8 protein-coding genes are annotated in these 12,488 nt (G+C 37.5%); 6 read left to right on the top strand and 2 right to left on the bottom strand.

Annotated features, from left to right (window positions below; translation table 11 throughout):
• Position 1: 1 nt before the first annotated feature.
• The gene (locus HME7025_RS09015; RefSeq protein WP_109323317.1) at positions 2–1,345 is read right to left on the bottom strand and encodes a Gfo/Idh/MocA family protein; all 1,344 of its coding nucleotides are present in this window, start codon (positions 1,343–1,345) and stop codon (positions 2–4) included.
• 109 nt (positions 1,346–1,454) lie between these two features.
• On the opposite strand from HME7025_RS09015, the gene HME7025_RS13515 reads away from it, so the two are divergent.
• The 5 genes from HME7025_RS13515 (at position 1,455) to HME7025_RS08990 (ending at position 9,330) form a co-directional block, all read left to right on the top strand.
• A complete protein-coding gene (locus HME7025_RS13515; protein ID WP_226998201.1) occupies positions 1,455–1,799 on the top strand; it encodes a hypothetical protein in 345 nt (114 codons plus the stop codon).
• A 29-nt stretch (positions 1,800–1,828) separates the two neighbouring features.
• Positions 1,829–3,148 (top strand): hypothetical protein, encoded by a 1,320-nt coding sequence (locus HME7025_RS09005; RefSeq protein WP_109323316.1) that lies wholly within the window; start codon positions 1,829–1,831, stop codon positions 3,146–3,148.
• Positions 3,149–3,283: 135 nt separating this feature from the next.
• A complete protein-coding gene (locus tag HME7025_RS09000; RefSeq protein ID WP_109323315.1) occupies positions 3,284–4,735 on the top strand; it encodes a Gfo/Idh/MocA family protein in 1,452 nt (483 codons plus the stop codon).
• Positions 4,736–4,838: 103 nt separating this feature from the next.
• Positions 4,839–7,997, top strand: coding sequence for a PVC-type heme-binding CxxCH protein (locus HME7025_RS08995; RefSeq protein WP_109323314.1), 3,159 nt, complete (start codon positions 4,839–4,841; stop codon positions 7,995–7,997).
• A 148-nt stretch (positions 7,998–8,145) separates the two neighbouring features.
• Positions 8,146–9,330 (top strand): helix-turn-helix transcriptional regulator, encoded by a 1,185-nt coding sequence (locus HME7025_RS08990; protein ID WP_109323313.1) that lies wholly within the window; start codon positions 8,146–8,148, stop codon positions 9,328–9,330.
• A gap of 302 nt (positions 9,331–9,632) precedes the next feature.
• On the opposite strand, the gene HME7025_RS08985 is transcribed toward HME7025_RS08990, so the two are convergent.
• Positions 9,633–11,336: a hypothetical protein gene (locus HME7025_RS08985; RefSeq protein ID WP_109323312.1), complete on the bottom strand. Its 1,704-nt coding sequence runs from the start codon at positions 11,334–11,336 to the stop codon at positions 9,633–9,635.
• A 173-nt stretch (positions 11,337–11,509) separates the two neighbouring features.
• Between HME7025_RS08985 and HME7025_RS08980 the strand changes: the two genes are divergently transcribed.
• Entirely contained in the window at positions 11,510–12,487 is a 978-nt protein-coding gene (locus tag HME7025_RS08980) for a glycosyltransferase family 9 protein (protein ID WP_109323311.1), read from the top strand.
• Position 12,488: the final 1 nt, after the last annotated feature.

Genomic DNA, 12,488 nt, shown 5'->3' with positions numbered 1-12,488 from the left:
TTTAGATTTTAGGTTCCCAACCTTTTTCGTAGGTTCTGCTCCAGAACTTCATGGCCTCTTTATCATTCAAGATGTGACCATTTTGAGGATCAATTTGTATGCTACGGCCTATGCGCTGTGAAATATTGCCCAATTGAACCAATAGCGTACTTTGGTGACCACTTAATATGTCAGAATTGACAGCTACCCCTTTTTTGATTCCATCAAAAAGATTCTGAATATGTAAGGCATCTAGATTGGATGCTGGATCCGCTAAATTTCGAGCATCAACGGCAAAGTCATTTTTTACTTCTTTGACTAGGTTATTCTTCAAGTCGAAAATTTTATACGAATTACCACTTTCAATGAGCATGGAACCTTGCTCGGCATAGAAAATGACCCCTACGCTTTGGCTTTCTACGGATTTACCATTGCAACTGCGCCCTTCCCAAGTGATGAGTGATTTATTTTCAAATTCCAGATTAATCATTTGGGTGTCAGGTGTTTCCCAGTCGTCTTGATAACGGTATCTCCCCCCATTAGAACTAACCTTAGTTGGATAATGTACGTCTAATCCCCAGCGAGCCAAATCAACCATGTGGGTACCATTGTTTAATGCTTCACCAGTACCCCAATGCCAAAACCAATGCCAATTGTAGTGGATGAGGTTGTCTTTGAATGCTTTTCTGGGAGCTGGGCCTTGCCATAAATCATAATTTAGCCAAGATGGTACAGCGGTTTCTTTTCCTACTCCAATAGAAGCCCGGTTATTGGTATACCATGTTTTGGCATAATAGGGCTTGCCAATAACTCCAGCATGTAATTCCGCTATGGCGGCAGCTACATTGGGCCAAGATCTACGTTGGTTACCCATCTGTAGAATTCTTTTGTATTTGGCTGCGGCTTTTACTACCAGTTCTCCTTCATTGGGATTGTGCGAACATGGTTTTTCTAAATAGACATGTTTCCCAGCCGAACAAGCTAAAATAGCTGCAGGTGCATGCCAATGGTCAGGAGCTGTCACGATTAAAACATCGACATCCTTATCCTCCAAGGCATTTCGGAAGTCGGGCGTAGCTTTAGGACGTTTATTTTGAATTTTTTCAATGGCATTGATACATATATCTGCCGCACGGGTATCGACATCACTGACGTGTAAGACTTCACAATTTTTTTGTGCCGCAAAATTCTTGCCAACAGCTAATCCTCGACTGTTAACACCCATACAGGCCACGGTAATTTTTTCGTTGGCACCGAGAATATGGCTATAACTTTTAGCTGAAAAGCTGGGAAGAATTCCTCCGATAGATAATACGGCCGCTCCTGTAGAAGCCTTTTTAATGAAGTTTCTGCGCGAATTTTTCATTATTTTGAGTTAAAATAGGTTTATTTGTTGAGCCGAGTATGGCGTTGCTTTTTCAAAGTTATCAATTGCTTCCATTTTTGCAAGCCTGTTCTGAAATGTAGAATGGAGAATGGAGAATGAAGAATGGAGAATGGAGAATGGAGAATGGAGAATGGAGAATGGAGAATGGAGAATGGAGAATGGAGAATGGAGAATGGAGAATGGAGAATGGAGAATGGAGAATGGAGAATGGAGAATGGAGAATGGAGAATGGAGAATGGAGAATGGAGAATGGAGAATGGAGAATGGAGAATGGAGAATGGAGAATGGAGAATGGAGAATGGAGAATGGAGAATGGAGAATGGAGAATGGAGAATGGAGAATGGAGAATGGAGAATGGAGAATGGAGAATGGAGAATGGAGAATGGAGAATGGAGAATGGAGAATGAAAAAACAATCAATTTATAATTTATAATTCACAATTTACAATTTACAATTCCCTCCGTGCGCTTACTTTTACTGCTTATTTTTTTCCCTTTCATTCAAATCAATGCTCAAGCCTTGATCAGCAAGGCTGATTTTCAATATTTGAAAGAATTGACCAATGCAGTCATTGATAGTTCAAGGATTTTAGCCAATCAGCGGATTTCGTCTGATTTTGGACCCAATCAAACAGGAGGGACCTTGATTCGGCCGGGTGCTAGGACTTCTTATCCTGCTTTCTGGATTCGGGATTATGCGATGTCGATTGGAACCAATATGATTTCATTAGAAGAGCAAAAACACATGTTATTATTAACAGCCACCACTCAAAATGATGAAACTAAAAAGACAAAATATAGTTCTGTAATTCCTAAAGGAGCCATTGCCGATCACATTAGGATTGATGATGCCAAACCCATTTATTTTCCTGGAACTTATTCTGCTGAAAATCAGGGAGAAACACGTTGGGGGTTTCAACCTCCTTTAGATGATATGTTTTATTTTATACAGATGGCCTATGAATATGTGAAACAAAGTAAAGATGTTTCAATATTAGATCAATCAATCAGAGGAATCAGCTTGTTTCAACGTTTAATGTTAGCATTCAATGCTGTACCTATTAATCCAACCAATCAATTAGTTCAGGTAGAAGAAAGCAATCGGGGAGTTGATTTTGGTTTTCGAGATGCCATACATATCACGGGGGATCTATGTTTTACTTCTTTATTAAGGTATCAGGCCTTATTGCAATTAGCAGAATTGTACCAAATGAGAGGCAATTCATTGGAATATCATCGCATGAAGTTGAGCGCAAGAAATTTGAAGCAACAAATTGTACGAGTATTTCAGGATTCTAGGGGTATGTTGAAAGCCTCAACGGGTAAAAGTGCACAAGCAGATGTTTGGAGTACTGTTTGGGCTGTATATTTAGGAGTGTTAGTGGGAGAGGATGCAAAGAAGGCTTCTAGAACGCTAAGTCAAGCTTATTCGAAAAATGGATTGGCTTACCGAGGAGCAGTGAGGCATGTCTTGAAATCGGACGACTTTAGTGAAAATAGTGCTTGGGAAGGAAGTTTAGTGAAAAAGGATACCTATCAAAATGGGGCATTTTGGTCGACCGCCACAGGATGGGTGGCTTATACCTTGTCGTTAACTCAAATGTCTCTAGCAAAACAGCTTATTGGCGAGTTTATTCTAGATTTAAAGGAGGGGGATTTTAGAAAAGGAAAGGATTTTGGTGCTCCATGGGAGTGTTTTACGAGTACGAGCCAACAAAACCCTGTTTACATGACCTCAGTCTCAGTTCCTTATCAGGTTTTGCAAAAAATGAATTCGAAATAAAGGATAAGCCTACAAGTCAAGGTAGGATTAAAAATAGTTTAAATTGAATTGTTCAAATGTAAAATTGTTATAGCTTTGAAGATTGAATTGCCATGTAGGATTTGACAATTCTTAATACCTTATAAAATTAGACCTATGAAACTAAAAAAATCCGATGCTTCCAGAAGGGAGTTTATTAAATCTGCCAGTTTAGCCTCTGCTGGTTTTATGATTGTTCCTCGCCACGTATTAGGCGGAAAAGGCTTTACAGCTCCCAGTGATAAAATTGTTGTTGCCGGTATCGGAGTAGGAGGAAAAGGAAAATCAGATTTACGTTACTTTGCTCAAAGCGGTAAAGCTGATATTGGTTTTCTTTGTGATGTAGATGATCGTCAGGCTAAGGATTCAGTTGAAGCTTATCCAAAAGCAAAATATTATAAGGATTGGCGTGTTATGTTAGAGAAAGAGTCAAAGAGTTTTGATGCAGTTTCTGTATCTACTCCTGACCATAACCACGCGATTCAGGCTATGGCCGCTATGCAATTGGGCAAGCACGTTTACGTGCAAAAGCCAATGACGCATGATATATTTGAAGCAAGAGCCTTAACTCAGGCTGCTAAAAAATACAAAGTAGTAACTCAAATGGGTAACCAAGGTTCTTCTGGTGACGGTGTACGTCAGTTAGTTGAATGGTTTGATGCAGGTATTATCGGTGACGTACATACGGTACAAATCTGGACAAATCGCCCAATATGGCCACAAGGTATACCTTGGCCAAGCACTAAACCGGCTGTTCCACAAGGTTTGGATTGGGATTTATGGTTAGGAACTGCTCCTTACAAAGATTATGTAGATAACTTGATTCCAGGAAGCTGGAGAGGATGGTGGGATTATGGTACTGGTGCCTTAGGAGATTTGGGTTGCCATTTAATGGAAGCTCCTTTCCGTGTATTGAATTTGAAATATGCATCAGATGTACAAGCTTCTGTAAGTAGTGTATTTACTGCTTTCGGAAAGCGTGGATTCTTCCCAGATAGTTGTCCTCCTTCTAGTCATGCTACCTTAACATTCCCTAAAACAGATCGTACGCAAGGTCCTATCACCATGCACTGGATGGATGGTGGTATTAAGCCGGAAAGACCAGAAGAATTAGGTCCAGATGAAATGTTTGGAGATGGTAATTCAGGTATCTTGTTTATTGGAACTAAAGGTAAAATGATGGCAAGCGAATATGCAGCTAATCCTCGTTTATTGCCATTGTCTAGAAATGAAGAAGTTAAAGTACCTCGTAAATTAGAACGTGTACCAGGTAGTGCAGATGGTCACTATGCCCAGTGGGTAGAAGGATGTATTGCAGGATATGGTAAAAAACAATTGAGTTCACCATTTGAGATGGCTGGTCCTTTGACTGAAGCTATTTTGATGGCGAATTTAGCTATTCGTGTTGCTGATATTCCTGTGCCGAGAAAAACAGGTAATGGGATGCATTATCCAGGTTCTAACACAAAGTTGCTTTGGGATAATCAAAACATGCGCGTAACGAACTACGATGCTGCCAACGCCTTTGTCAAGAGAACTTACCGCGAAGGCTGGACATTAGGAAACTAAAACCTAATAAGATGGATCCTGCCTCAGGGTCCATCTTTTTTTTACCCAACATTGAATTCGATTGATATTACCCTCAACTACATTGAACAAAAATATTTAGATCATGTCCTTTAAAATTAGATTCGGGATATTAGGTATTGTTTTAGCGATCATTGCATTTAGCGCATTTCAGCCCTCTACGTCTCCCTATTTACAAATCAGAAAGAAATCGACCATATCTTTGATTGGTAATAACTTAGGTTCAAGAATGATCAATTTTGATCATTTTGAAACGGAATTACACCTGAGATATCCCGATAGTTTACTGACAGTAAGGAATCTTTGCGATGGAGGAGATACTCCTGGTTTTAGACCTCATTCTTCCAGAAATGATCCTTGGGTTTTCCCAGGAGCAGAAAAATTTCAATTGGAATTTGCTAAAAATTCAGGGAGTGAAGGCCACTTAGAAAAACATGATGTGTGGTTAAGTCGACTGAAAACAGATATTGTCGTTGCATTTTTTGGATATCCTGAATCGACAGAAGGTCCTGCTCGAGTAGCTAATTTCAAAGCGGAATTGACCGCTTTCATTAAACATACACAAAATCAAAAATACAATGGGTTGAGTGCTCCTCAATTGGCATTGGTATCTCCAATTGCCTTTGAAGACATTAGTAATTTAAGGGATTTGCCCAATGGAAAGAAAGAAAATGAGCGTTTGGCATTGTATACGCAAGCCATGAAAGAAGTGGCTGAGCAAAACAACGTCTTGTTTCTAGATGCATTTGAGATATCAAAAAAATGGTATGAGGAAAGTAAAGAACCATTGACGATTGATGGTCTTCAATTAAATGATGCTGGTTACCAGCGTTTATCTTTATTTCTATCCGATAAATTATTTGGTAAAAAAGCGACAGAAGTAGAATCTCGTAGAGCGATGGTTCAAGCTGCTGTAGACGAGAAAAACTGGATGTGGCATAATGATTTCAAAATCCCTAATGGAGTACACGTATATGGAAGACGTTACAATCCTTTTGGACCAGATAATTACCCAGCTGAAATTGAGAAAATTCGTCAAATGACTCAAGTTCGTCAGAATGCTATTTGGTTAGCGGCTCGCGAAGGTAAAGTGTTGGATATTGATGCAGAAGACAAAAAAACAAGAACATTGCCAGCTGTTACCACCAATTACAATCCAGAAAAAAATGGAAGTTTACGTTATTTATATGGTGAAGAGGCGCTAAAGTCAATTCAGGTTCCAGCAGGCTATAAATTAGAATTATTTGCATCCGAGGAGCAGTTTCCAAATTTAGCTAAGCCTTCGCAAATGACATTTGACAATAAAGGTCGTCTTTGGGTAGCGGCAATGCCAACTTATCCGCATTATAAACCAGGAGATCCCAAGCCAAACGATAAGCTTTTGATATATGAAGACACCAATGCTGATGGGAAGGCAGATCGTGAAATCGTTTTTGCAGATCATTTACAGTTGCCCGTAGGTTTTGAAATTACACAAGAAGGTGTTTTTGTAAGCCAAGGAACTAATTTGGTATTATTAAAAGATACCAATGGAGATGATAAGGCGGATAGTAAAGAAATCATATACAGTGGGTTTGACGACCATGATTCACACCATGAAATCCATGCCTTTGTTTCAGATGAATCAGGTGCGATTTACATGGGTGAGGGAGTGTTTTTACATACAAATGTAGAGACACCTTACGGAACAGTACGTGGAACCAATGGAGGATTCTACCGCTTTAATCCAACTCGCAGGCATTTAGAAAGAGTCGCTCAATTGTCAATCCCTAATCCATGGGGTATCGCATTTGACCGATGGGGACAGAATTTCTTTGCTGAGACCTCTGGCCCAGATGTTCGTTGGATGATGCCTGGAAGTGTTTTGAACCGTTATGGTGAAGCTAATCATAAATCCTATAACTTGATTGAAGAAGCACATCGCGTTAGACCTACTTCTGGTTTGGAATTTATCTCTAGTAGACATTTTCCTGACGAAGTTCAAGGAGATATGCTGATTAACAATACCATTGGATTTTTAGGTATGAAGCAACATCAAATCTGGGATGATGGTACAGGATATAAGTCCAAACACCGAGTAGATTTGGTTAAAAGTGAAGATCGTAACTTCAGACCAGTGGATATGGAATTCGCTCCAGATGGGTCATTGTATTTCATTGACTGGCACAATATTCTGATTGGTCATATGCAACATAATGCCCGTGATCCATTAAGAGATCATACACATGGCCGTATTTATCGGATAACTTATCCATCTCGTCCATTGGTGAAACCTGCCAAGGTTTTTGGTGCTTCCATCGATGAATTATTAGAGAATTTGAAGTTACCAGAATATAGGACCAGGTATAGAACTCGTCGTGAATTAAGAGGTCGTAATGTGGCAGATGTCATTGCAAAGACCAAGGCTTGGGTGGCAAAATTGGATAAAAATGATCCCAATTATGAGCATCATGCGCTTGAGGCACTTTGGGTGACTTGGGGTATGAATAAAATTGATCAAGTATTGTTAGGTCAATTGTTGAGGGCCAAAGATTACCATGTTCGTGCTGCAGCGGTACGTGCAGTTCGGTATAATGGACATCAATTGCCTAATCAAGCGGCTTTATTGACTCAAGCTGCTCAAGATAAGCACGGTCGAGTAAGATTAGAAGCTATTGTTGCCGCATCTTGGATTGGCCCTGAAAAAGGTTTGCCCATTTTAGCTCTTGCTAAAACGAAACCTTTAGATGATTGGATGATACATACCTATGAGACAGCATTTGCGCATTTGAATGGAAGAGGAGTAGAGCGCAAGAAAGAAGTTTATGGAGCTACAAATCTGAAAGGGCAAGATTTAGAATCTTACAATGCTGGTGGAGCTTTGTTTGGAAAAGAAGGCTATTGTGGTACATGCCATCAATTGGACGGTAAAGGCCTTACAGCTTCCGGTTTTCCTCCATTATCGGGCTCTAAATGGGTGACAGGGAATCAAGACCGATTAATTAAATTGGTCTTAAAAGGCTTAATGGGGCCCATGACAGTTAATGGTGTCAAGTATTCAGGGCAAGTACCCATGACTCCCTTTGGGGGCCTGATGAATGATAAAGATGTGGCGGATGTATTGACATATATACGAAATGCATTTGGAAATAAAGGTTCAGTAGTAAGCCCACAAAAGGTTAAAGAAGTTCGAGCGAATGTACTAGGTAAGAAAGATTTTTATCAGGTAGATAAGCTTCTTTCAGAGCATCCAATGGAAGATTAGGTATTTTATCTACAAAAACAGCCTCGAAATGAGGCTGTTTTTTGTTATTTTAAAGTATATTTTTCATTGCTTGTACTTTATAAAAGGTTAACTCTACTCTCAATATATAAGTGAACTATGAGCTTTGTCTTCTAGTTTTTCATGACTTATGGAAAAAATTACCATAAACTATTACCTGTATTTTTTAGGTTTTTTATTTTTTGCTTTTGGGGCCAGCTTGATGTTGAAAAAAGGATTGTTGGCAACTCGACTTTTGGGGCTCCAGTTCTTGCAATTAGGTATTCAGCTCTATTGTAGTTACTACATTCAAGTACCAATTATTTTTGAACATCCAAATTACTTTAGGATCATTTCGCCTCTATTTTATCTAATAGGGCCTTTGTCTTACCTCTTCCAACATTTTTTATTATATCCAGAAAGAAAATTTAAGCGGGTATATTTTTTACATTTTTTGCCTTTTGCGTTTCATTTTCTCGAGTTTGTTCCTTTGTACCTAAGCCCCGAATCAATCAAACTAGCTGAAATTAGTGAGGTAGTGAAGGAAAGTACATTTAATACCCATTATTCCAATTTTGGACTGATCTCCATGAGCACGCATATTTATTTGAAAGGCTTATCCTATATAGCGTATATGATTTGGACAGCCTACGAACTATTTGCTTATTATCAGTCGGTCTCAAAATCATTCTTATTAAAGAATCGCCTCATTGTATTTTGGTTAACGGGTGACTTAGTTCTTAAAATCATTGTTTTGGGATGTCATATTGCCTTTAATATCATTTATCATGACCATATTCAAACAGTAGCAAGAGATTTTCTATACGCAGGTGAATTTGCAATTATGGCTTTATTCTTGTTTTTGAACCCTCGCTTATTGGATGGACCTTACTTAAAAGGCCTAGTTTTTCAGCATTCTCACCGAGAAATTCAGGAAAAAGTGGATGCACCTATGTACTTTGATGCGGAAAAGTCTAGAATCAATGTAAAGAATAAATCAATTTTGGAAAAATTAGATCGATATTTCGAATCAGAGTTTATTTTTTTAAAATCAAATATTTCTTTAAATCTTGTTGCTCAAAGTTTGAAGATTAAACCAAGATTGATACGTATATCCCTTCAAGAAGAGCTTGATTTTTCCTTTACAGACTATGTAAATTCCTGGAGAATTCAATATGCGGAGGAGCAATGTCGCGATAATCCTCGCTGGAAATCGTACAAAATCGAGGTTATAGCCACAGAATCGGGCTTTGGTACCCGTCAGAGTTTTAATGCAGCCGTTAAGAAGTTGAAAGGTGTTTCCCCTGGCCAGCACTTTGCGAAGTACTTGAATTGATGTTCTCTTGTTTAAATTTCAATAAAAATTTTAACGAATGAATTGTTCTCTTTTTTAAATTCGTAAAGATTATTTTGGGGTTAATTTTTCTTTACATGTACTCGAAATTTTATTTTTGTGTTTGTAAATTATTAGTGTACACTTTGAAGTGTTATAAAGATGAAAGATATCTGAAGATGGTAAGTGTGGTTCCTTTAGATTTTTCTTATAACCCCGGAATATGATATAATTTAGAACACGGAGTAATGTAAATCCAAGATTCAATGAATCTTGGATTTTTTTTGTGCCAAGAAATTGGATGATTATTTTAATTCGAGTGTGCGTAAGCGAGCATCTACTTGAATAGCTTGTTTAAGCGCATACAATTGATTTTTGGATGAGCTTGTTTCAGAATCAAGGTTCCATAAGTAGATGGCATAAATACCCTCTTGTATTGATTCATGGTTGATTTTAATCGAACCATAATTTGCTCGATAGTTTTCCATGCTTAGGAAGTTCTTTTTGCCATTTAATGCAAATTGAATGGGTAATATGTAGCAATTAGGTTTTTTATCTTGTGATTTGAGAATAAGAAACCATTGTTTCTTGAAATTGGTCGAAAACGGGAAATGTTGGAATTCTAACCAATAATAATGATTGAGCCAGGTAGCATGTTTTTGCTGCATAACTTCCTTATATTCTTTCGCTTGAAAAATCAATGTTTCAGGAGCCAAAGAAATTGTAGTATGACCATCAAATGGATTATTCCATGGGTAATTCATGGAATAGATTTTATTGTTTTCTGCTTTTTGAAATATTGGTTTAGCATTCCATAAGTAGCCAGAACTTACAGATAAGATACTTCCATTATTTTGCCAATTAATTCGATCAGCCACAAAGCTCATTTTTTGATACTGCTGTGCAATGGTATGATTATAATAGGATAAGCAATAAAAGGAAATGCTATATATCAGTGTGCCTATTAAAAGGTAAGGATGGATTTGTTTGCTTGTATGTGGAAGTAAATGCAAATAAACGATGATGATGGAAAGGGCTGCATATAGCTGGAACCTACTATAAATGGTATAGCTTTCTGCCGAACGAACTAAGGCTATTAATCCTGCTGAAAATAAGATGAAGGATAGTATCCCTAAATATGTCCCTTGGCTTTTGTTTTTAAAATTGAATTTCCAATGATCTAAACTATAGTATATAAATAAGCTAACAACCCAGAAACCTATAAACCAAGATAAGATTAGGCCAATTTTGGGGAATTCCATAGCACTTGCACCAATAAACCCAAGGAATGAAAATATGATATGGTTTAAATTCCAATGAAACTTGGCAGCTTGTCCCATCTGATAAATTTGCAAATAGCAGGCAAAGAAAATGACTAAACTAATGCCAATGATTAGTGCATTTTTCCAGTTTTTTTGCAATAAATAAACATAAGCAAGGGCTATAAATACAATAAAGCCATTTCCAAAAGTAAAGGAAGCTAAGAAGGCTAATAGGATAGCCCAAGCTAAAGCAAATGGTCTATTTTCAGTAATAATCAATAGGCTAGCAAGTAGAAATAAGGTTACATGGCCATGTTGAAGTCCTGTGATTGCCCAATTAGAAACTTCATGATATTGGGGCTGTAACCAAAGGAATGCCACTGGAACAAAATAGACAAGAGCTAACTGCTGTCTTTTAAATAAGCGAAAGAGCAGGTATAAAATGAATATCAACTCGGCTAATGTGATCAAAATAAGGTGCTGAAAATTAACTTGGCCAAATATTAAATAGTCGAGCCATGTAATTAGTCTTGGTATGACAATCGAGTGATCATTATCAACCCTGAATAATGCTTGAAAAAAATGTGACCAATTCCATGGCGACATTTGCGTACTATTAACGAACTCCAACAGCGTTACATCATCTTGAAAAGGGAAATCCAAGCTGAAATAATGAATGTAAAACACAAATATTCCAATCAAAGACAATATGACTATGGCTGAAATATAGGTAAGAGCTTTGGGCATAGGTCAAAATAATCTTCAAATTTAGCTAAAATTTAAGGAATAGATTCGCTGGAAATTTTGGCTTATTTCAGCTAGTATGCATTCGTTCTGATTTTTTAGTTTTATTTTTGAAAACCTATACTGAGCTGAAAGAAATTTTCAGTTCATTTAAACCTATTTAAATATTATAAATCATGTTTCATCGAGTGACCTATGCGATAGGTTCATGGGCGTATTTTGTCAGCCTAAGTGTACGTATTCTTTTTAAACGAATTCTTCATCGTAATAAAGTTCATATTGGAATCCTCATGGATGGGGATTTGGGCGATATGGTGGCTTCAGAGCCAATTCTGGGGGCATTACAACAAAAATTTGGCAATGTTGCCATCTATTGGATTACAGAAAAACGATATTTTCCTCTCTTCAATCATCATCCATTAATCACGGAAATGCTGGATGAGCATAGTATATTGGTAGCCCGTTTCTTATTGGCATGGAATCCTTTTAACTATTTTTATTTCTTACAATTAAGTGATTTTAGAACGGATCCAGTATTTCATGTTTCATTGAAAAATACCCAAGCAGACAAATTAGGGATAAGCTTAAAAAATTATTACCATCATTTTAATTTATTGGAAATATCATCTCAACTGGCTGATTTGGGGATGATGAAAGGGCAACCTCAATTATATGTAGATAATAAGCCTCTTTCATTTGATATTCAAAAGCCATATTGGGTGGTACATTGTAAATCCAATGCAGGATTAAGAGATTGGAAGGATGAGTACTGGAATAAGTTAATTATTGATGCCATTGAAAAATGGGGAGTACAAGTAATCGAAATCGGGATGAAGAATCCATTGAAACTAGAGCATCCGAATTTTAAATCCCTCGTGGGTCAATGTAATTTAATGGAAACCATGAAACTGATACAAGGAGCATCCTTTTTCATTGGTTTAGATTCTGGGCCAACTCATATGGCGAATGCATTTCAAATTCCAGGATTGGTGATTTGTGGGGAATTTACTTACTTTAAAAAATATATGTCTTATTCTGGATTTTATCAAGAAAGTAAGCAAGCGAAAGTGATGTTTAACCCAGATGGTAAAGCCGAAGGATTAGCTTTTGATGAAGTGTGGCAGCAATTAGTTGCCTTGCAAGAAAATAAATAGC

The sequence above is a fragment of the Aquirufa nivalisilvae genome, assembly GCF_003143535.1.
In the GTDB taxonomy this organism is placed as follows: Bacteria; Bacteroidota; Bacteroidia; order Cytophagales; family Spirosomataceae; genus Aquirufa; species Aquirufa nivalisilvae.
The sequence above is the reverse complement of the archived record's forward strand: the minus strand, read 5'-3'. Positions and strand labels throughout refer to the sequence as shown.